The 20,432-nt window shown below is 42.0% G+C and carries 23 protein-coding genes and 1 other annotated feature; of the genes, 1 reads left to right on the forward strand and 22 read right to left on the reverse strand.

Going from position 1 to position 20,432, the window contains the following annotated elements:
- Window positions 1–7: 7 nt before the first annotated feature.
- From rsgA to gmk, 9 genes are all read right to left on the reverse strand, one after another.
- On the reverse strand, window positions 8–898 hold the full coding sequence (rsgA, locus tag FD17_RS00365; protein WP_057822633.1) for a ribosome small subunit-dependent GTPase A: 891 nt from the start codon (window positions 896–898) through the stop codon (window positions 8–10).
- Window positions 899–967: 69 nt separating this feature from the next.
- Window positions 968–3,013: a Stk1 family PASTA domain-containing Ser/Thr kinase gene (pknB, locus tag FD17_RS00370; protein WP_057822634.1), complete on the reverse strand. Its 2,046-nt coding sequence runs from the start codon at window positions 3,011–3,013 to the stop codon at window positions 968–970.
- Window positions 3,006–3,755 carry a Stp1/IreP family PP2C-type Ser/Thr phosphatase gene (locus FD17_RS00375; protein WP_057822635.1) on the reverse strand — a complete coding sequence of 250 codons (750 nt, stop codon included), beginning with the start codon at window positions 3,753–3,755 and terminating at the stop codon, window positions 3,006–3,008. The genes pknB and FD17_RS00375 overlap by 8 nt, the downstream gene beginning before the upstream one ends.
- 14 nt (window positions 3,756–3,769) lie before the next feature.
- Window positions 3,770–5,101, reverse strand: a complete 1,332-nt coding sequence (rsmB, locus tag FD17_RS00380) for a 16S rRNA (cytosine(967)-C(5))-methyltransferase RsmB (RefSeq protein ID WP_057822636.1) — start codon at window positions 5,099–5,101, stop codon at window positions 3,770–3,772.
- Complete coding sequence (fmt, locus tag FD17_RS00385; protein WP_057822637.1) at window positions 5,102–6,046, reverse strand: methionyl-tRNA formyltransferase; 945 nt, start codon at window positions 6,044–6,046, stop codon at window positions 5,102–5,104.
- 28 nt (window positions 6,047–6,074) lie between these two features.
- A complete protein-coding gene (gene priA, locus FD17_RS00390; protein ID WP_057822638.1) occupies window positions 6,075–8,474 on the reverse strand; it encodes a primosomal protein N' in 2,400 nt (799 codons plus the stop codon).
- Window positions 8,475–8,492: 18 nt separating this feature from the next.
- A complete protein-coding gene (coaBC, locus tag FD17_RS00395; RefSeq protein WP_057822639.1) occupies window positions 8,493–9,701 on the reverse strand; it encodes a bifunctional phosphopantothenoylcysteine decarboxylase/phosphopantothenate--cysteine ligase CoaBC in 1,209 nt (402 codons plus the stop codon).
- A 174-nt stretch (window positions 9,702–9,875) separates the two neighbouring features.
- On the reverse strand, window positions 9,876–10,088 hold the full coding sequence (rpoZ, locus tag FD17_RS00400) for a DNA-directed RNA polymerase subunit omega (protein ID WP_057822640.1): 213 nt from the start codon (window positions 10,086–10,088) through the stop codon (window positions 9,876–9,878).
- A gap of 1 nt (window position 10,089) precedes the next feature.
- Window positions 10,090–10,704, reverse strand: coding sequence for a guanylate kinase (gene gmk / locus FD17_RS00405; protein WP_057822642.1), 615 nt, complete (start codon window positions 10,702–10,704; stop codon window positions 10,090–10,092).
- A 162-nt stretch (window positions 10,705–10,866) separates the two neighbouring features.
- On the opposite strand from gmk, the gene FD17_RS00410 reads away from it, so the two are divergent.
- Window positions 10,867–11,172 carry a hypothetical protein gene (locus FD17_RS00410; protein ID WP_235803149.1) on the forward strand — a complete coding sequence of 102 codons (306 nt, stop codon included), beginning with the start codon at window positions 10,867–10,869 and terminating at the stop codon, window positions 11,170–11,172.
- A 52-nt stretch (window positions 11,173–11,224) separates the two neighbouring features.
- On the opposite strand, the gene recN is transcribed toward FD17_RS00410, so the two are convergent.
- From recN to rplU, 13 genes are all read right to left on the reverse strand, one after another.
- The gene (gene recN / locus FD17_RS00415; RefSeq protein ID WP_057822646.1) at window positions 11,225–12,925 is read right to left on the reverse strand and encodes a DNA repair protein RecN; all 1,701 of its coding nucleotides are present in this window, start codon (window positions 12,923–12,925) and stop codon (window positions 11,225–11,227) included.
- 22 nt (window positions 12,926–12,947) lie between these two features.
- The gene (locus tag FD17_RS00420) at window positions 12,948–13,406 is read right to left on the reverse strand and encodes an arginine repressor (protein WP_057822648.1); all 459 of its coding nucleotides are present in this window, start codon (window positions 13,404–13,406) and stop codon (window positions 12,948–12,950) included.
- Window positions 13,407–13,444: 38 nt separating this feature from the next.
- Window positions 13,445–14,260: a TlyA family RNA methyltransferase gene (locus tag FD17_RS00425; RefSeq protein ID WP_057822649.1), complete on the reverse strand. Its 816-nt coding sequence runs from the start codon at window positions 14,258–14,260 to the stop codon at window positions 13,445–13,447.
- Window position 14,261: 1 nt separating this feature from the next.
- Entirely contained in the window at window positions 14,262–15,155 is an 894-nt protein-coding gene (locus FD17_RS00430; protein WP_082617094.1) for a polyprenyl synthetase family protein, read from the reverse strand.
- Window positions 15,136–15,402: an exodeoxyribonuclease VII small subunit gene (locus FD17_RS00435; RefSeq protein ID WP_057822653.1), complete on the reverse strand. Its 267-nt coding sequence runs from the start codon at window positions 15,400–15,402 to the stop codon at window positions 15,136–15,138. Before FD17_RS00435 ends, FD17_RS00430 begins: the two co-directional genes overlap by 20 nt.
- A 1-nt stretch (window position 15,403) precedes the next feature.
- Complete coding sequence (gene xseA, locus FD17_RS00440; protein WP_057822654.1) at window positions 15,404–16,747, reverse strand: exodeoxyribonuclease VII large subunit; 1,344 nt, start codon at window positions 16,745–16,747, stop codon at window positions 15,404–15,406.
- A complete protein-coding gene (locus FD17_RS00445; protein ID WP_057822656.1) occupies window positions 16,737–17,603 on the reverse strand; it encodes a bifunctional 5,10-methylenetetrahydrofolate dehydrogenase/5,10-methenyltetrahydrofolate cyclohydrolase in 867 nt (288 codons plus the stop codon). The genes xseA and FD17_RS00445 overlap by 11 nt, the downstream gene beginning before the upstream one ends.
- Before the next feature lie 76 nt (window positions 17,604–17,679).
- Window positions 17,680–18,093, reverse strand: a complete 414-nt coding sequence (gene nusB, locus FD17_RS00450) for a transcription antitermination factor NusB (RefSeq protein WP_057822658.1) — start codon at window positions 18,091–18,093, stop codon at window positions 17,680–17,682.
- Window positions 18,093–18,530 carry an Asp23/Gls24 family envelope stress response protein gene (locus FD17_RS00455; RefSeq protein WP_057822661.1) on the reverse strand — a complete coding sequence of 146 codons (438 nt, stop codon included), beginning with the start codon at window positions 18,528–18,530 and terminating at the stop codon, window positions 18,093–18,095. The genes nusB and FD17_RS00455 overlap by 1 nt, the downstream gene beginning before the upstream one ends.
- A gap of 31 nt (window positions 18,531–18,561) precedes the next feature.
- Window positions 18,562–19,122 carry an elongation factor P gene (gene efp / locus FD17_RS00460; protein ID WP_020280194.1) on the reverse strand — a complete coding sequence of 187 codons (561 nt, stop codon included), beginning with the start codon at window positions 19,120–19,122 and terminating at the stop codon, window positions 18,562–18,564.
- Between the two features lie 155 nt (window positions 19,123–19,277).
- Window positions 19,278–19,571 carry a 50S ribosomal protein L27 gene (gene rpmA, locus FD17_RS00465; RefSeq protein ID WP_014940013.1) on the reverse strand — a complete coding sequence of 98 codons (294 nt, stop codon included), beginning with the start codon at window positions 19,569–19,571 and terminating at the stop codon, window positions 19,278–19,280.
- Between the two features lie 25 nt (window positions 19,572–19,596).
- The gene (locus FD17_RS00470) at window positions 19,597–19,932 is read right to left on the reverse strand and encodes a ribosomal-processing cysteine protease Prp (RefSeq protein ID WP_057822663.1); all 336 of its coding nucleotides are present in this window, start codon (window positions 19,930–19,932) and stop codon (window positions 19,597–19,599) included.
- Window positions 19,933–19,952: 20 nt separating this feature from the next.
- Entirely contained in the window at window positions 19,953–20,261 is a 309-nt protein-coding gene (gene rplU, locus FD17_RS00475; protein WP_057822665.1) for a 50S ribosomal protein L21, read from the reverse strand.
- A gap of 19 nt (window positions 20,262–20,280) precedes the next feature.
- Window positions 20,281–20,363 (reverse strand) — a sequence feature (ribosomal protein L21 leader region).
- Window positions 20,364–20,432 lie beyond the last annotated feature (69 nt).

Raw genomic sequence — 20,432 nt, forward strand, 5'->3', positions numbered from 1 at the left:
AACTTCCTCACTTTTTATAATTAGGTTTTCTGTTTTTGATATCGGTGTACAGCTGCAGATAATTTTCGTATCTGCTCTGCATAATTTCACCGTCGGCAACTTCTTTTTTAACTTCGCAATCCGGTTCGTTCACGTGAGCACATCCTCGAAAACGGCACTTAACAGATGCCCGTTTGAATTCAGGAAAGTAGGAACCAAGTTCCCGGTAATCGATCTCCAAGGTGTCATAAGACGAAAATCCCGGCGTATCGGCAATATACCCGTCATCAATCCGCAGCAGTGCGACTTTTCGAGTCGTATGTTTCCCACGATTCAATGCGGTGGAAATTTCCCCGGTTGCTAGTTTTAAATCAGGAGCCAAATGATTAAGCAGTGTCGACTTTCCAGCACCGGTCTGTCCCATTATCACATTTTCTTTACCTGAAAACAATTGGCGCAAATGATCCAACGAATTTTCATCAAACGCCTTTTCAGGGAGAATCACGTCATAGGGAATCTTTTGATAATCTGCTGCCAGTTTCTTGAAATAATCGGTTTGTTTATCGTTTAGTAAATCTGTTTTGGTAAAATAAATAATCGGTTTAATGCCACTGATTTCAAGCGCAATGAGTTGTCGATCAAGTAAATTGCTGGAAAACTCCGGCTGGGTTGTCGCGGTTGCGACGATCGCCTGATCAATATTGGCAATCGGCGGTCTGACCAACGAATTCTTCCTTGGCAGCATTTTCAGTATGTAACCTTTGTCCTCATCTTCGACTTGGAATTCAACATCATCCCCAACCAATGGCGTAATTTGGCGCTTGCGGAAATTCCCTCTGGCCCGTGTTCGATAAACTTTGCCGTCAGAATGCACATCGTAGAAACCGCTCAAAGATTGGAAAATCTTTCCTTTTTTCAATTGATCACCTCGATAAAAAAGTCACTTCCCTTTTATTATAAGAGAAGTGACTTTAATTTGCAGTAATTATTAATGCGAATCGTAAGTAACGTTATTGTCACGCATAATTGTTTTACCGTCACGGACAACTTTGTACTTACCGACCTCATTGTTAGAGAGCTTAAATGGCAGAAGAACCTGTGTATCTTGTGTGATCACCATCTGCTTATAAACAGTAGACAAATTATGATCATGATCCTTCAAATAAATCAAGACAACATTTTCGTTGGATCCACCGGAATTGGTATCTGATGACTCTTCCCCGGATTCATCGCTTTCATTCAGTGATGAACTGGATGCTGCCGTGGAAGTATCTTGCAGGTAAGGAATGGTAATCCGCATGTTGAAGCTCTTCAGCTCGTCAGAATTGTCCTTCTTGGTTCCACGCGAAATCCAGACAGCGACGTTTCCACCCTGTTGAATTGATTCATTCGCGTTTGGAGATTGACGAACAACTCGACCTTTCGGCTGGTCACTTGAATACGTGTAATCAAATGTTGGATTGATTTCAACCTTATTGGAATAAGCAACCACTTGTGATTTGGTCATCCCCGTTAAATCTTTGAGGGTAATTCTCTTTACCCCGGTGGAAACCACAAAGGTTAAGGTTTTAGTGCTTGGATTGAAACGTTTATCTGCCTGAAAATCTTGTTGGAGAATTCGACCGGATCTAAATGTTCCTGATGGCGCATTTCGTTTATGAACCGTGAAGCCCTCATCTTCAAGCTTTTGCTTAACGACATCATATTCCTGACCAACGTAATTGCCGACTCGAACCATACGAGGTCCTGAACTGACTATCAGATTGATCTTGGTCCCCTTTTTGACCTTTTTATCTTCTTTAGGGCTGGAACTGATGACCCGATGACGATCAATTTTATCACTGCTTTGATACTTGACTTTTCCAACGGTTAAATCCGCGTCTTGGATTTTTGTCTCCGCTTCAGTTTCCAAAGTTCCGGAAACGATTGGGACGGTTGTCTTGCCACTGGCAGAAGCAATCATAATAAACGCCAGAATAATCAATAGGATTCCCGCGATGCCGCCAATGATCAGCCATCGTCTGCGACGTTTCTTTTTCGGCGTTTTCTTCTTGTTGTTATTTTCTTGAGAAGTGGATTCCGGTTCCCGTGAAGCGGGCTTGGCATCCGCAGAAGGCGTCGTATCACCCAATGGCGCAAAAGGCATGACCCTCGTTGCTTCATTAGCAGTGTCTTCAGGTGGCTCAACCGCAAATCGCGGTTCGTTTGCCCGAGATTTATCCAAAGATGTATTCAAATCAGCAGCCATATCGTTAACTGTCTGATATCGATCATCGGGATTTTTTGCGGTTGCTTTCAAAACAACGTTTTCCATTGCCTGTGGAATCCGAGGATCAAAGTCCCTAACCGATGGCATTGGTGTTTGTGAATGCTTGATCGCAATTGAAACCGCCGTGTCGCCGTTAAATGGCACCTTACCGGTTAAAATTTCATATAAAATAATTCCCAACGAATAGATATCTGAACGGGCGGTCGCCATTTGACCTTTGATTTGCTCCGGTGACAAGTAGTGGATTGAGCCGATAATCGATCTGGTCTGAGTCATCGTATCCTCACTGCCCGCTCGAGAAATTCCAAAATCAGTAATTTTAATATAACCATTTTTGTCGACTAAAATATTTTGTGGCTTTAAATCGCGGTGAATAATATTGTGCCGGTGAGCTTCACTGACAGCAGAGCAAATCTGCTCCATAATGTTGACGACTTCGGCGTAAGGAATTGGAAAGTTATCTTTGATGTATTTCTTCAGGTCCTCGCCGTCAACGAATTCCATGACCAGATACTGCATCCCTTCAACCTCATCAACATCGTAGATGCCGACAATGTGGGGATTATCAAGTTGGGTAGCCGCCATGGCTTCATGTTGGAATCGTTTCTTAGCCTTGGGGTTGTCACGAAAATCAAGACGTAGCAGCTTGACTGCGACCTTGCGCTTCAAAATCAGATCTTCGGCTAAATAGACATCGGCCATTCCGCCTTCGCCTAAACGCCCAATAATTTCGTATCTGCCGTTTAATACATAGCCCTTATTCATCGGCGGTCACCTCCGAATTGTACTGGGCAAGTAGGACAGTAATATTGTCTAGGCCACCATTTTCGTTAGCGGTGGTAATCAGCATGTCGCACTTTGACTGTAATTCATCATCCATTGACAGAATCTTTTCAATATCTGAATCATCAACCATATTTGTCAATCCATCCGTGCAGAGCATGATTTGGTCGCCTGGCTGGGCTGTATATGGCTTAAAATCCGCAGCCGAATCACTGTTGATTCCCAAACTCTTGGTAATGATATTTTTATATGGATTGGTTTTTGCCTGATCAGGGGTAATATCCCCGTGCTTAACCAGCTCATTGACGTAGGAATGATCTTCAGTGATCTGAGTGAATTGACCATTCGAGTACACATAACCGCGGCTATCGCCGATATTGGCAATTAAGCTCCGTTTGCCATCAATCAGGGCTGCCACAATTGTCGTCCCCATACCATGGAGGCGACTATCGGTATTTGACTCGTCAATAATGGCCGTATTTTCTTTGGTAAGCTGATTTTCAAACCAGGTTTCAATTTTGTCCAAGCTTGAAATCGTGGTTGCTTCAAAAGCCTCGCCCATGTGAGTCACCACCATCTGAGAGGCAACCTCACCTGCATTATTGCCGCCGATCCCGTCCGTTATAAGTGCCAGAACCAAGCCGCTTTTATTTTTAAATGCTCCGACTGCGTCTTCGTTCTTATCACGAACTTTACCAGTCGAGGATTGATATGCAATTTGCAAATTAATCAACTCCGTTATGATTTCCGAATAAGGGAACAAACAAAGAATCCATCTGAGTCATAATCGTCGGGATAGATTTGAACCATATCACTATCGGGATTCAGATTCATATCGGTCTTCGTTTTGGCAATCTCAAAGTTTGGGTTCTCTTCAATAAATTTTGAGACCACTTCTTGGTTCTCCTGTTTAACGATTGTGCACGTACTATATGTAATAGTACCACCAGTTTTAACTTTGGAGGAAATAGCGTTTAAAATCTGTAATTGAATTTCACTCAACCGATTAACATCGGCAATGGTTTTGTCATAACGAATTTCCGGTTTCCTGCGTAGCAGTCCCAAACCAGAACATGGTGCATCAACCAAGATCGAGTCAAACATCCCATCTTCAAATTTTGAATCAACTTTTCTGGCATCCAACTCGAAAGTTTCAACCTTTTTATAGACACCTAAACGAGTTGCATTGCGTTGAACCGTCTTTAACTTGTTCTTATGAATATCGAGGGCAAAAACTTTTCCGTCGTCCAAGCGGCTGGCAATTTGAGTCGTTTTGCCACCGGGCGCACTGCAGGCATCCAAAACATTGTCTGAAGGTGAAGTTTTCATTGATTCGACTGGCAGCATCGCACTTTCATCTTGGATTGTCAGCAAGCCGTCGCTGAAGAAATCACTGTGAATGATTTGACCGTCATTAATGATAATTCCTTCACTGGAAACTTTGCTGGGTTCAGCGTCAAAGCCGTCTTTTTCAAGATCATTCAGTAAATCGGCCCGTGAAATCTTTGCAAGGTTGGCTCGAACTGACTGTTTGGGCGCTTTATTGAGGGATGCCAGAATTGATGCAGCCTTTGACTTGCCCAACTGTTCTTCAAGGGTACTGACCAACCAAGTCGGAACACTGTATTCAATTGATAACCGGGTTTTCTCATCTTGGATATCATCCAAATTGGGAGTTCCCTTACGGTCCATTTGATGCAAAATACCGGTCACAAACCGTCTTGTGCCATCATGGCCCATCACTTTGGCAATCTTGATTGTTTCATCAAAGATAGCCCGCTTTGGCACCCGGTCAAGGTATTCAAGCTGATACATTGCTGTGTAGAGTAATTCTTTGACCCAGGTTTCCGTTTTTTCCGGCTCCCGTAAAAATGGCTTTAATTTGTATTCCAAAGTCAAACGGTGTTGGATAACGCCGTAAACAATATTGGTGAACAGTGCTTTATCGGCATTGCCCATTGATGTAGATTGAATGACGGCGTTGATTTGAAGATTTGAATATGAGCCATTACTGGTTCTGACCAATGTCATGACGGCAAGTTGGCGTGGATTGTTTGTTGTATATTTCATTTATTTAATCACCTGTTGGCCAATTTTAAGTGATTGACCAATCCCATTTAAGTAGTCTGTTATTTGTTGCTTTGGTTTGCCGGCGGGTTGAATTTCCAGAATTGAAAGGACCGTTCCTTTTCCCGCAGACAATAATAATTGGTGCTTTGTTTTGTCGACAACCGATCCTGGCTGTAAATCAGTATGCTGATCAACAACGGCAGCCTTCCAGATTTTGGTCCGCTTATCATTGATGACTGTATAGGCTACCGGATCCGGACGCAGTGCCCGGATTTTCGCATTAACCATAAAGGCAGTTTTGTTGAAATCAAGTTCCTCTTCTTCCGGTTTGATATTTGGTGAGAAGACAACCTGATCTTCCTCTTGGGGAATTGGGGATACATCCCCGGAAATCACCTTGGGTAATGTATCGAGTAACAGGTCTCTGCCGACAAGGCTTAATTTGTCAAACATTGATTCAGTATCGTCATCGTCTTCAATTTTAACCGCTTTTTGTGCTAAAATATCGCCGGCGTCCATCTTTTTAACCATGTAGATCAGACTAATGCCGGTTTCCTTGTCCCCATTCATAATTGAATATTGAACGGGGGCCCCACCACGATATTTAGGTAAAAGTGAACCGTGAACATTAACCGCAGCCACTTTAACGGCATTCAACATTTTAGAAGGTAAAAACTGTCCATATGCCGCAGTGACAATCAAATCTGGGTGAAAGTCAATCACCCGCTGCATTTCCGGGCTGCCACTCAGCTTCTCAGGTTGAAATACCGGAATATTGTTTTTTTCTGCAGCCTGTTTCACCGGGCTTTGAGAGATTTTATGTTTACGGCCAACCGGACGGTCCGGCTGGGTAACAACGCACAAAATATCATATTTGTTATCAACTAATCCTTGTAGAATTGGGACGGCAAACTGCGGCGTTCCCATAAATGCAACTGTTGTCAATTTAATCGTTTCCTTTCGTGATTCAAAACTACATAAAGTCCAATGGTTCATTATCAATCGCAATCTGAAGGCCCTGCCGCTGCTTTTTTTGAGACTGAATTAAGATGTCATCGAGAGTTGGCTTGAGTTTGGGCTCTCTGCGATATTTAATAATGATTTGGTAGTAATAATGATTGTTAATTCTGGTAATGGTTTTTGGAGTGGGACCCAGAATAATTGCTTCTGGTGAAAGATTTTTCTTTAAGAAGTTCATAATCCCAAACATTTCGGAAGCCGTTTGATTCTCATTAGGCGAATTACCGGTCAGCTTAACTGTATAGTAGTATGGCGGATATTTACCTTCATGTCTAACCCGCATCTCAGTGGCATAAAATTTTTCATAATCTTGTGTTTGTGCCAATTTGATTGCATAGTGATCCGGATTAAAAGTTTGGATGATTACCTCACCAGTTTTATCTGCCCGACCCGATCTGCCAGAAACCTGGGTTAACAATTCAAATGTCCGCTCACTGGATCTGAAATCGGGGAACTGGAGCGCAGAATCGGCATTTAATACACCCACCAGGGTCACTTCGGGAAAATCAAGCCCCTTTGCGATCATTTGGGTTCCCAGCAAAATGTCTGCTTTGTGAGCACCAAACTTGTCAATGATCGCCTCGTGAGACCCTTTTTTTCGCGTGGTGTCCACATCCATTCTGAGAACTCGGGCAGTCGGAAACATGTTCCTAACCTGTTCTTCTAATTGCTGACTTCCGGTTCCATACCCCCGAATCCGCTTGCTGTGACACTTCGGGCAAACTCTTGGGATGGGCTCTGTATGACCGCAATAATGGCAATTCAGTGAATGGGTGTCTTTATGCATCGTTAATGAAATATCACAATTTGGGCATCGTGGAACGTAGCCACAATCACGACACATCAAAAATGACGAATAACCGCGTCGATTAAGCAACAAAATGATTTGTTCGTGTTTGTCCAAACGCACCTGAATTGCGTCTGCAAGTTTGTTGGACATCACACTTTGATGCTTTGTCATTTCCGTTTTCATATCAATAATGGAAACGTGTGGCAGTGCATGTCGGTTAATTCGATGTGGCAGGCTCAAAAGCGTATAAACACCCTTCATTGCCCGTGCACGGGATTCCAACGATGGGGTGGCACTTCCCAGAACAACCGGGCAATGATTGTATGCTGCCCGCCATTTGGCGACGTCTCTGGTTTGATAGCGGGGATTGTCAGCTTGCTTATAACTGCTGTCATGCTCCTCGTCCATAATAATTAATCCGATATTCTTCAATGGCGCAAATACTGCGGAACGAACACCCACGACGACTTTGGCTTTGCCGGTGTTAATCCGTTGCCACTCATCGTACCGTTCTCCATTCGACATAGCGCTGTGCAGCATCGCTACCTGGTCACCAAACCGACTGCGGATTCTACCGACAATTTGTGGGGTTAACGTAATCTCTGGAACCAGCATCAAAGCACTCCGCCCCATTTCAAGAGCGTGAGCAATCGATTGGAGGTAAACTTCAGTTTTACCGGATCCAGTAACGCCTTCGAGTAGAAAGACCTGATCTTTTTGAGTCGAAATGGCTTGATTAATTGAATCAACGGCATTTTTTTGATCAGGATGTAATTTGAAAGGTTTACTTGGATCAACCGGCCTTAAGAATGGGTTTCTAACATGTCGTTTTGACGTGGCGGAAACCCAGCCCTTCTTCTCCGCGTTTTTAAGCGTTGAGGCGGTGACTCCCATGGACTCCCATTTTGACAGCAAAAGATTATCAGTCGGTTGACCCTTTAAAATATTCAAAAGTTTGATTTGTCCAATTGCGTTTTTTCTGACTGATTTAAGGGCTTCATCAATTTGTTCAGAATTCAATACACCTTTATAAGCCCTCAACATGATGGGACGAGCATGATTGGTTAGGTCATATTCAACCTGAATCTCACCTGCTTTTTGCAGGTTAAGGATTTGGGCTAACGTTTTATTGTCAAAATTTCCGCGGTCGTATTCAATTTCATTTTGGCCATGAAAAATTGTTGGGTGTTGCTCGATCACATCTTGATTCTTAGCGATTAACTTTTTCTTGTTCTTAGTTCTCATGCCACCTGGGAGCATGGTTTGCAGACAGCTGATTTTAAACGAATAAGTTTGGTCAGCCAACCAATCAGCGAGGTTCAGTAGTTCTGGGTTAATGACTGGATATAAATCAATTAAATCACTGATCGGCTTGAGCTTGCCATCAAAGTTTGAGTTATCGCAAATATCCACAACAAAACCGGTAATTTTGCGATTACCAAACGGAACCTGAACTCGCATGCCAGGCTCGATCTGATTAGCTAAATTATCCGGGATAGAATAACTGAACGGATTATTTGTTTGGCGTGCCGGCACGTCAACAATCACTTGAGCAACCTGCAAGACAGATTCTCCTTTCGTTTATTTTTGAATTTCCTTTGAAATGATTTCAACCAGCTTGGCGGCCACCTGTTTCTTGCTTTCAACCGGTGTTTTATCTTTTCTGCCGTCAGCAAACAAAAATGTCACTTGGTTATCATCTGCGTTAAATCCGATGCCAGCCTGGGAAACGTCATTCGCCACGATCAAATCCAAGTTCTTGGATTTAATCTTTTTTTGCGCGTTGGAAATGAGATCATTAGTTTCCGCAGCAAAGCCCACGACCACCTGTCCTGGCTTCTTTATGGAAGAAATTTCCTTTAGAATATCAGGATTTCGAACTAATTTTAAAGTCATGGTTTCATTATCAGTTGTTTTCTTGATTTTTTTATCTGACACGGTTGCTGGTCGATAATCTGCTACTGCAGCCGCCATCACCAAAATATCAGCATGGACGAACTGTGCCTCAACGGCTTTAAGTAATTCATTTGCAGTTTCGATATTGATGACATGGACGCCATTTGGAGCCGAAATAAATGGATTAGCTGCAATTAAGGTCACATCGGCGCCGGCTTGTTTGGCGGCGGCCGCCACAGCAAATCCCATTTTTCCTGATGAATGATTGGTCAAATATCGAACCGGATCCAATGGTTCCCGTGTTCCACCGGCAGTCACGATAACTTTTTTGCCTGATAAGGATCCATGAATGGGCTCAAGACTCTGATCAACCCAGTTCAGAATATCTTCAGGTTCGGGCATTCTGCCCTTCCCTGAATAACCCTCTGCAAGAAAGCCCTCTGCTGAGTCCATCACATGAACACCGGCGTTTTTTAACTGATTAATATTTCGTTGGGTTGCAAAATTGCTCAGCATATGGGTATTCATTGCCGGGATGACAAAAACTGGTACTGCCATTGTGAGCAGCGTTGAACTCACAACGTTGTCCGCAATCCCGTTGGCCATCTTGGCAATCGTGTTTGCGGATGCCGGTGCGACAATTGCTAAATCGGCAGAATCAGCAGTGTGAACGTGGGGAATAACTGATGGATCACTGCTGGAAAAATCGTTAGTCAAAACATGATTCTTGCTGACAGTTTGAAATGTCAGTGGCGTGACGAACTTTTGAGCCGCTTCACTCATGATCACATGAACCTGATTATGGTTTTTAACAAGCTGCCGGACCAATGTTAGTGATTTGTAAACAGCAATACTACCAGTTACAAAAACGGCAACGTTTTTATTTTGAAACATTTTTCCACCCCGTTTCAGATTTCATCTTTTATTGTACCAAATCTTGCAAGGATAAAAATAAGAAGGGCCCTAAAAATTGATCTGGCACATCGGTAATCGGACAAATATGACCAACGTGAAAAAAGGACTGAAGACAAAACGCTTGTTTTGCCCCAGTCCTTTCAAATTCAACTATTATTCAAAATCTTTTGCTTTGGGATCAATCTTTAAAACACCGGCAGCAACTTCTTCTAAAGCTTTGCCGACAGACTTTTCAGATTTGTAGCTATCCAATAATGGCTTGGCACCTGCGTCCAATTCGTGGGCACGTTTGCTTGCCAATGCAATTAATGAATAACGGGAATCAATTTTATCTAACAGTTTATCAACGGATGGGTATAGTAACATTTTATTTATCTCCTAACATTGATTCATAATCGGGCATCACCCGAGCAACTTTTAATCGTTCGCTTCTAATAATTGACTTGATTCGGTCAACAGCCAAAGGAACCTTGTCGTTCAACACAGCGTAATCATAATTCCGCATCATGCTGATTTCGCCGACCGCTTTCTTAATGCGTTTGTTAATGACATCCATTTTATCGGTTCCCCGACCAACCAATCGGTGTTTAAGTTCCATGAGATCTGGTGGAGTCAGGAAAACAAAAACAGCATCCGGAACGTTTGCACGAACCTGCATTGCACCATTAACTTCAATTTCAAGAAAAACGTCTTTGCCGGATTCCAATGTTTCATTAACATATTTTAAGGGCGTTCCATAGTAATTGTCAACATACTTGGCGTATTCAAGCATTTCGCCATTTTGAATATTTTCTTCGAACTGCTCTTTAGAAACAAAATAATAATCGACACCATTTTTTTCACCAGGGCGCGGCTTTCTAGTCGTCATTGAAGTGGAATATTCAAAATCAACATCCGGTTCCTCAAATAACGCTTTACGCACCGTTCCTTTACCAACTCCGGACGGTCCTGACAAAACAATCAACATTCCTCTTTTAGCCATCGAAAAAATCCCTTCAATTATTTGTAGTTCCCATTATTATCGCCCTTTTTGGACGATTTGACAAGCTTTAGCTGTCCAATTAAGAAAAATGATATTTAGGGTTGCACTTTAGAACGAATGTTCGTATAATAAAAGCACAAACAAATGTTCGGGGTGAACAAAATGCAAAACAAACAATCTTACTTATCAGAAATTACAAGAACCTTCAAAGACAACTATGACCGTTTCTTTGAAATCGTTCGGAATACTCGACAAATCAAGCAGATGCCTACTTTCCAAATCAACTATTTCATTAAACAAACTTTGGAGAACAACTTTCCAATTACAATCGAATTTATTGATCAGGATGAAGAACAATCCGGTTATTTGTCCAAAATTTCGGCTGATCGATACCTACTCACTTCCGATGACAATCGGTTCAGCAGAATCATTAATCTACCCGAAATTAAAGCAATTAAAAAATATTAATATTTCCATCGAATTAAGGGAACCAGCACGTTTTAGTGTTGATTCCCTTTTATTATGCTCTAATCTTTTGCTTTTCTTCATCAGCCAGTTTTATTAACTCACTGGCATGCTCCTTGGTTAACTTGGTAATGGTTGTCCCTGAAAGCATTCTGGATATTTCTGCGACGCTTTGAGGAGCCGTCAATTCAATAATGGTGGTTGTTGTTCGATTATCCGCGATTTGTTTTTCAATAAAGTAATGATGATCACTCATTGCAGCAACTTGAGGCAAGTGAGTAATACACAACACTTGTGATTTTTGTGAAATGGTATAGATTTTATTTCCAATTGCTTGTGCCACTCTGCCGGAAACACCAGTATCTACTTCATCAAAAATAATGGAAGTAACCCCTGCCGCTTTGGCAAACATTGTTTTTAGCGCCAACATGATCCGGGAAAGTTCACCACCTGAAGCTGACTTGACCAATGGCAGCATTTTTTCGCCGGGATTGGTCTGGATGTAGAATTCAACCCGATCAGCTCCAAGACGGTTCAGTGCCCGATTTTGCTGGATGTTAACTTCAAATACGGCCTTGTCCATATATAAATCCGACAACTGCTGATGAACGGCTTTCTGAAGTTTGTGCGCCCAATTCTTGCGAATGCCGGTAATTTTTGTCGCAGCTTTTATCAAGTCGGATTTAATCCCGGCAAGCTGATTATCGAGGTCATCATTTGCTTCTGCATCCCCCGACATTTGCTTGAGTTCTTTCTTAATTTTTGCAAGATATTCCAAAATCTGAGCGACAGAATCACCATATTTGTGTTTCAACTGATAAATTGTATTCAGCCGTTGCTCCACTTGATCCAAACGGTCTTGATCAAACTCCAAATTACTTAGTTGATCGGAAATTTGACTCGCAACATCCTGGAGTGCAAAAAATGCGCCTGAAAGGTTATCAGAAATTTGTTTATATTCCGGGTCAAGGTCTTCGATGTCCTGCATTGAGCTCATTGCCGATCCAATTGAGTCAATTGAACCTGTCGCATCCTCATCACCATTGATTCCTTCATAGCTTGCTAATAATGCATCGTGAATTTTCTGAAAGTTATTGAGCCGTTCTCTTTCGGCAACTAAGTCAGTATCTTCATTTGCGTGAAGATCAGCCGCCTCAATTTCCTTAATCTGAAACTTGAGCATATCGACTCTTTGCGCCCACTCTTTCTCATTTTGATGCTTTTTTTCATTGAGATTTCGCAGCCTGATGAACTGATCGTACTGTTGTTGATACGATTTTAAAATTGGTGTCAGTTCATCCTCGGCAAAATCATCAAGTAATTGAATGTGACGTTCCGGCCGCATCAATTCCTGATGGTCGTTTTGTCCTTGAATGTCGACAATTGTTTCACCAATCCGCTTCAATGTTGCGATGTTGACCATAATGCCATTGACCCGGCAGCTATTTCTGCCATTTGCAAAGATTACCCGTTCAATAATGACATTACTATCGCTGTGATCAATTCCAAGATCGTCCAAAACACTATATGTAGGATTATCTTCATGAAGAATAAAGCTTCCTTGAATCACGGCTTTTGAAGCACCGGTACGAATGAGGTCATGAGAGCCCCTTCCACCAACGAGCAGTCCTACTGCGTCAATGATAATAGATTTCCCGGCGCCGGTTTCACCGGTTAAAACGGTCATTCCTGCCTGAAAATCAATATCCAAATGTTCAATTATTGCAAAATCGGTAATTGATAATTCAAGTAACATAAATTAAACCTCTCAATGATCTTTAATCAGTTCCCAACATGCTGTTAATCTGATTGCGAACGTTTATCGCATCTTCATCGGTTTTTCCAATAATTAAGACGGTATTGTCATCACCAAGGGTGCCAAAAATGCCACTGTAATTCATCTGGTACAGTAAGCTGGAAATCACCGGCCCGCTTCCTGGCAGAACTTTCATAAACACTAATTTGTCTTGCGAATCAACGGACACAAAAGAATCTCGAATGGTTTGAACAAGTTTCTTTTCGGTATCAATATTTTTCTGAGTTGGCAGACTGTAACGGTAGCCACCTGTAACTGATGGTACTTTAACAAGCTGCATATCTTTGATATCTCTGGAAACCGTTGCCTGAGTAACTTTGATTCCCTGCTTATCCAGAAGTGAGACGAAATCTTCCTGTCTTTGAATATTATTACTCGTAAGCAACTGTTTAATTAGTCTTTGGCGTTCTTTTTTGCGCATGAATACACCCCCAACAGTATATTGAATAAAAATACAGATTATGATCCTTTTAATTCAGAATAAGCGTTCTCAATGACTTTTTCAATCGAAACATTTGGTGACATCACCGGTTCGTCGACTGATTCGAGTTCAACCAGGAATTCAATATTTCCTGCACCGCCCTTAATCGGTGAAAAATCAAGGTTTTGAACCGAATAACCATTAGCAACTGCGAAGTTCAGAATCTTTTCAAGAACCATTTTATGCACTGCAGGATCTTTAACAATCCCATGCTTGCCAACATTTGATTTTCCGGCCTCAAACTGAGGCTTGATCAATGCAACAACATGACCGTTCTTCTTAATGATATTTTTTAATGGCGGTAAAATTAATTCCAATGAAATAAATGAAACATCAATTGAGGCAAACTCTGGTTGTCCATGAGTAAAATCTGCAAGTTTACTATATCTGAAATTAGTATGCTCCATTACAACGACTCGAGGATCCTCGCGAAGCTTCCAAACCAGCTGGTTGCTGCCGACATCGAGTGCATAACTTAATTTGGCACCACTTTGGAGCATCACGTCTGTAAATCCACCAGTTGAAGAGCCAATATCTAAAACTGTTAAGCCTGTAACATCCAAGTTAAACACTTTTAATGCCTTTTCGAGTTTCAAACCGCCACGACTCACATAAGGCATTGGTTTGCCCTTCAAGTGAAGATCGGTATCAACCGGGATTTTAGTCCCTGGCTTATCCAAACGTTCCTCGTTATCACCCAGAATTTCACCGGCCATCACTGCCCGTTTGGCTTTTTCTCGAGTATCAAACAATCCCTGGGTGACCAATAACACATCAACTCGTTGCTTTTCCATATTACTTTTCGTCCTTATTTTTAAAATAACTAGTAAAATCATTTAGCAGACTGGTGTCAATCATCAAATCCTGTCCAGCTTGGGCCAGTGCTTTTTGAGCATCCTTGACTGTCTGATGAAGCATTCCATACGACTTATCCAAGCCTAATAAATTTGGATAAGTGTTTTTACCGGCATCCTGATGAACCGGCTTGCCAATCTCTGCTTCAGTTCCGACAACGTCAAGGATGTCATCATAAATTTGGTAAGCTTCGCCAAATTTTTCAGCAAATGTTAACAACGACCCGCGTTTTTCGGGAATAATCCTGCCAAGGATCAGCCCAGCTTCAACCGCATACCGGATTAATGCACCCGTCTTGTTCCGATCCAATTTTTTTAAACCATCAAGTGATAGACGAGTCCCTTCAAACTCAATATCGTCGGCTTGGCCTGAAACCATCCCATGTGGGCCAGCTGCTTTGGCAAGCGCTAAAGTTAATTCAGCCTGCGTTTCACTGTCTAAATCATTATCAACCAGCCATTGGAAAGCAAGTGGTTGCAGTCCGTCACCGGCCAAAGTTGCCATACCTGCTCCAAACTTAACATGATTGGTAGGTTTGCCCCGGCGGAGGTCATCATTGTCCATCGCTGGTAAGTCATCGTGAACCAAGGAATAAGAGTGCATTAATTCAAGTGCACAACTGGCCTTCAACAGGGTGTGATCAATTTTGTCACCCAGACTTGAGAGTACGGCCAAGGTTAAAAGCGGCCGCAACCGTTTTCCGCCTGCGTTGACTGAATAAGTCATTGCCTCGGTTAAAGTCTTTTGGTCAGTATCTTTGCCAATTTCAGTCTCCAAAATATGATTGATTTTTGGGATCCATAGGCTTTCAAATTCAGTCAGCTTTGTTGGCATCATGATCATCCTTTTCGTCTTTTGACGCTTCAAATTCAACCTCGTTACCATCTTTATCCATCATCTTAGCCATCGTATGTTCGGCCTTGGTCAAAGTATCCTGAAGCTGTTCACTCAATTGAATACCGGTTTTGAATTTGTCCATTGATTCTTCCAGCGAAACATTTCCCTGTTCGAGTTGATTAACGATTGTTTCCAACTCGTTCATCTTTTGTTCGAACGTTTTGTTTTCTTGCTTGTCAGCCATCTTATTTCTCCTTCTTTGGGTTGATTTTATTGACAGAAGCATTCACCGTGCCATCACTAAAATGTACGTCAATTGTCTTCGATTCAATGTCTGCAACCCGCTTTACAAATTTCCCCTGCTCATCGGTTGTATACGTGTAGCCTCGGCTGAGAATCTTCAATGGGCTCAAATGATCCAAAGACCCAACCAGCATTTGATAATGCTGTTTTACATTCTTTAAATTTTGAACTGTCGCGCGGTCAAGCCGCCCCTGAAGCGTGGTTAATTTTTGCTGTTGTCCTTTGATCGTGTATGTTGGTGCAACTAACCGGAGCCGCATTTTCAGATCACTAAACCGTTCCTTGCGTTTACCGGTAATCTTGTCAGACTGGTTGTACAATCGTTGAGCCAACAAATCCAGTCGCTGGGAAAACGTCTCATATATCCGTTGAGGTGAGGTGAAAACAGTTGACTGCTGCAATCGTTTCAATCGTAGCTTGTCTTCTTGGATAACTTGATAAGCTGCATTGATAATTCGGTTTTGGGTAGTCTTTAAATCTACCAGGACCTGATCCAAACGTGGAACTGCCAATTCAGCCGCAGCTGTTGGGGTCGCAGCACGTACATCAGCGACCAGATCAGCAATTGTCGTATCGGTTTCGTGGCCAACAGAAGAGATAACCGGAATCTTGCTGGCCACAATCGCTCTGGCAACGTTTTCTTCGTTGAACGGCCACAAATCTTCAATTGAACCTCCGCCACGGCCAACAATTAATGTATCAAAACTGCCATTTTGATTAACCTGTTCAATTTGTCTGACAATATCCGCGCTGGCTTCGGTTCCTTGAACCAGTGCCGGAAACAGAACAATTTGAGCAATTGGATATCTTCTTCTAACCGTTGTGATAATATCCCTAATCACGGCCCCGCTTGGCGAAGTGACCACGGCAATTCGTTTAGGAAACTGTTTTAAAGGCTTCTTCGGCAAGTTAAATAAACCTTCCTCGGAAAGCTTTTTCTTAAGTTGTTCGTATGCCTGATAAAGTTGGCCAACACCGTCTGGTTCCATTTGTTCAACGTAAATCTGATAACTTCCGCTAGGCTCATAGACTGATATGTGGCCAACAACTAAGACTTTCATTCCTTCCTCGGGAGTGAATTTGATCCGATTAAACGCTGATTTAAACATGATTGCACTGATTTTAGCATTGTCATCTTTAAGACTAAAGTACTGATGGGCATTGGGGCGCAATCTGAAGTTGGAAATCTCCCCAGTGAGGTATACCTTAGTTAAATACGGATCAACGTCGAATTTTCTTTTTATATATTTTGTTAAGGCGCTAACGGTTAAATAATCATTCGCCACGTTCAAGGCTCCATTCCGCTAAATCGACTGTCTGCTGCATCAAGGTAGCGATTGTCATTGGACCAACACCACCTGGCACAGGCGTAATATATGATACTTTATCAAATAGATCTGCATAATCGGTATCACCCACCAAATGGCCGTCTTCATTGATATTTTGACCAACATCAATGACCACAGCACCGGGTTTGACATCGTTTTTCGTAACTGTGTGGAGGCTACCGGTCGCTGATACGATGACGTCGGCATTCTTTGTATATTCGGTAATGTCCTTGGTGAGTAAATGTAAAATCGAAACGCTGGCGCCGGCATTCAGCATCAAAGCTGCCATTGGCTTACCAACAATTGCACTGCGACCAATCATGACTGCATTCTTACCTTTAAGTTGAATCCCGTATTCCTTAAACATTGTCATGACACCCTTAGGCGTGCACGCCACCGGATAGTTTGTCGAATCATCCAAATAAAGCTTACCGACGTTGACAGGATGAAAACCATCAACATCTTTTTCAGGCAGAATTGAACGGGTGATTTCTTTTTCATTAATTTGCTTTGGTAATGGGTCTTGGACTAAAATACCGGTTACTTTTGGATTTTGATTATACTCTTCCACAACCTTAAGCAATTCGGCTTGTGAAATTGTATCCGGAAGTTCTCTAACGATTGAGTAAATTCCCAGTCTCTTAGCTGTCCGGTGCTTATTTCTAACATATCGTTGACTTGCCGGGTCTGTGCCAACAATGATAACGACTAAACCAGGAGTGATTCCCTTATCTTTTTGAAGCTGCTTAACCCGCTGACTTGTTTGCGCATTCAGCTTTTTTGCCAGTGCTTTACCATCAATAATCGTTGCCATTCTAGAAACCGCTCCTTCGTATTTTCATTTTCAAGAAAACATATGTACAAAAAAATAGATTTACACATGTGTAAATCTATTTTACCAGTTCTTCTAAAGCATGTGACAAAATCCCGTTAACAAATTTTCGTGAACGGTCATCACTAAACTTTTTTGCAAGCTCAATTGCTTCATTAATTGATACTTTGGCAGGCATGTCATCTACATAAACCATTTCATAGATGGCAATCTCCAAGATAATCAAATCAGTTCTGGCAATTCGCTCCAATGACCAACTGGAAGCTAAATACTTTTCAATTGTTTTATCGATTTCAGACTTGTGTTCCAAAACACCTGAAATTAGTTGATGCAGATATTCAGGGTAATCATCGCCGTACTTACCGCTTGTCAAAACCTGGAAGAAATCCTTCCAGTCGGTTTGATCGTTGGTATTTAAAGCGAAAAGTGTTTGAAACGCAATTTCTCTTATTTGGTGTCGTGTTAATTCCACTAGTCCTCACCATTTTCCTGTTCATCGGCAAACGGGTTATTCGGATCAACTGTACTGGTGGTTTTTTCCGGAATAACTCCTTGAACGTGCACATTAACTTCCGTGACCTTCAGTCCGGTCATGAAAAGCAACTGCTGTTCAACTTGACTTTGAATTTCAAGCGCAACTTTGGGTACAGAAACGCCATAATTCAGATATACATAGACGTCAACGGTTAATTCTTCGTTGGCATACGTCAAATTAACGCCTTTGCCATGCTCTTTTCTTCGTCCCAACAGTTCATTAACGCTAGTGGAAAACGAACCGCGCATCCGATTAACGCCGTCAATTTGTGAGGTTGCAACACCCGCAATAATTTCGAGAACGTTGGGCGCAATTTCAATTTTGCCAAGTTTCGGATCATTTGAATGAAGAATGATATTAGTGTCTTCAGCCATATTAAAGCCTCCGTTTCAAATCAATCGGATACTATGCTCGTGAAATGTAAGTTCCATCAGTCGTGTTGATAGTCAACTTATCGCCTTGGTTAACAAAGAATGGTACCTGCAATGTTAAACCGGTCGTCATAGTTGCTGGCTTTGAACCGCCAGAAGCAGTATCACCTTTGATACCTGGTTCAGTTGATGCAACTTCCAGTGTAACGGTATTTGGCAATTCAATTCCCAAAGTTTCATTACCATACTGAATAACTTGGACCTCCATGTTTTCTTGGAGGTAATTCAATTCGCTCTTAATCTGTTCAGCAGGAATTGAAATCTGGTCATAGGTGTCCATGTCCATGAAGACGTGTTGATCACCATCAGCATAAAGATATTGCATCTTACGGGTATCAATTTGTGCTTGTTCCATCTTGGCACCTGAACGGAATGTCTTTTCTTGAACGGCACCGGTACGAAGATTCTTTAACTTAGAACGGACAAATGCGCCACCCTTACCAGGCTTAACATGTTGGAAACTCAAAATTCTCCAGATTGCGTGATCAACCTCGATGGTTAATCCATTTTTAAAATCAGCAGTTGAAATTGCCATTATTGTTCCTCCTAAATGTAATGTAACATACATTGATTATATAATACTTTAAGCCAAAATAGCCAGTTTAAATGGTATCCTGGTCTCAGACAATTAAAAAGCTGGGATGCAAAACACGAGTTTTGTCCCAGCCTCTATAATTCAAATATTGTGCCTTATTTGGCAGCTTCAGCAACTGGATAAACTGAAACCTGACGCTTGTCGCGTCCTTTTCTTTCGAAACGAACAACTCCATCAACGACTGCAAACAATGTATCATCGTTACCACGCTTAACATTGTTTCCTGGGTAAATATGAGTTCCACGTTGACGATAGATGATTGAGCCACTGTGAACAGATGATCCGTCGGCAGCCTTCGTACCTAAACGACGACCAGCTGAGTTACGACCGTTGGCAGTTGATCCACCACCTTTATGGTGAGAGAAGAATTGTAAATTCATTGCTAACATAGGTTTACACCTCCAGATTAATTGATTATTTTACTGTATTTAACTTAATATACTTACTATAACTATTTGCTATATCAGCCATTCCGTTTGCAAAGGTATTCAAAACTGCATCAGCTTGAATACTTTTCTTTGAATCGGTAACAACTGGCACATCGACTGACAGATAACCGCCATTGTCATCATCACTATCAACATCAACATCCAGCCCAACAACCTCTTGAAGGCCATTGACTGTTGTGATGCTTAACACTGAAACGGCTGAACAGACAATATCTTGTCCATACTCACCGGCATCGGCATGTCCGGTAATGGTAAACCCGCTAACATGACCGCGATAACGCTTAATGGAAGCTTTAATCATATCAGTCACCTCAAAGTAAATTATGCCTTGATTGAATCAATAACAACCTTGGTATATGGTTGACGATGGCCCTTCTTTGAACGTGAGCCCTTCTTTGGTTTGTAACGGAAGATTGTAATCTTCTTTTGACGACCCTGCTTTTCAACAGTTCCAGTTACTGATGCGCCATCAACTAATGGTGTACCAACTTTAACTGAATCGCCACCAACCATAACAACTTGATCAAAAGTAACTTTTGAGCCTTCGTCTGCGCTTAACTTTTCAACGTAGATTGCGTCGCCTTCAGAAACTTTGTATTGCTTACCGCCTGTAGTAATAACTGCGTACATATCTTGTGCACCTCCTTATAAATTTGCTTAGACTCGCCGAAAGCAAGCGCTCTGACCTGTATCAGAGACTTATCAGCTTGAATCGAGCGGTTGTAGCTGTGGAAGCCACAATTACAACGTTACTAGTATACATAATCGCCAACCGTTCGTCAATAGAAACCTGTAAGCCGT

Origin of the sequence: Lentilactobacillus sunkii DSM 19904 (genome assembly GCF_001435575.1) — a bacterium.
Lineage (GTDB): Bacteria > Bacillota > Bacilli > Lactobacillales > Lactobacillaceae > Lentilactobacillus > Lentilactobacillus sunkii.

Bases quoted from the DNA above. Each gene is read 5' to 3' on its own strand.
- FD17_RS00410 (WP_235803149.1), top strand. From the start codon at position 10,867: ATGCAAAACAAACAATCTTACTTATCAGAAATTACAAGAACCTTCAAA.
- FD17_RS00430 (WP_082617094.1), bottom strand. From the start codon at position 15,155: ATGCCAACAAAGCTGACTGAATTTGAAAGCCTATGGATCCCAAAAATC.
- pknB (WP_057822634.1), bottom strand. From the start codon at position 3,013: ATGAATAAGGGCTATGTATTAAACGGCAGATACGAAATTATTGGGCGT.
- rpoZ (WP_057822640.1), bottom strand. From the start codon at position 10,088: ATGTTACTATACCCATCCGTTGATAAACTGTTAGATAAAATTGATTCC.
- FD17_RS00470 (WP_057822663.1), bottom strand. From the start codon at position 19,932: ATGATTAAAGCTTCCATTAAGCGTTATCGCGGTCATGTTAGCGGGTTT.
- gmk (WP_057822642.1), bottom strand. From the start codon at position 10,704: ATGGCTAAAAGAGGAATGTTGATTGTTTTGTCAGGACCGTCCGGAGTT.
- FD17_RS00425 (WP_057822649.1), bottom strand. From the start codon at position 14,260: ATGGAAAAGCAACGAGTTGATGTGTTATTGGTCACCCAGGGATTGTTT.
- FD17_RS00455 (WP_057822661.1), bottom strand. From the start codon at position 18,530: ATGGCTGAAGACACTAATATCATTCTTCATTCAAATGATCCGAAACTT.
- FD17_RS00420 (WP_057822648.1), bottom strand. From the start codon at position 13,406: ATGCGCAAAAAAGAACGCCAAAGACTAATTAAACAGTTGCTTACGAGT.
- efp (WP_020280194.1), bottom strand. From the start codon at position 19,122: ATGGCAATTTCAACTGCTGATTTTAAAAATGGATTAACCATCGAGGTT.
- recN (WP_057822646.1), bottom strand. From the start codon at position 12,925: ATGTTACTTGAATTATCAATTACCGATTTTGCAATAATTGAACATTTG.
- FD17_RS00435 (WP_057822653.1), bottom strand. From the start codon at position 15,402: ATGGCTGACAAGCAAGAAAACAAAACGTTCGAACAAAAGATGAACGAG.
- FD17_RS00445 (WP_057822656.1), bottom strand. From the start codon at position 17,603: ATGGCAACGATTATTGATGGTAAAGCACTGGCAAAAAAGCTGAATGCG.
- coaBC (WP_057822639.1), bottom strand. From the start codon at position 9,701: ATGTTTCAAAATAAAAACGTTGCCGTTTTTGTAACTGGTAGTATTGCT.
- rplU (WP_057822665.1), bottom strand. From the start codon at position 20,261: ATGTACGCAGTTATTACTACAGGCGGTAAGCAATACAAAGTTTCTGAA.
- rsmB (WP_057822636.1), bottom strand. From the start codon at position 5,101: ATGAAATATACAACAAACAATCCACGCCAACTTGCCGTCATGACATTG.
- rpmA (WP_014940013.1), bottom strand. From the start codon at position 19,571: ATGTTAGCAATGAATTTACAATTCTTCTCTCACCATAAAGGTGGTGGA.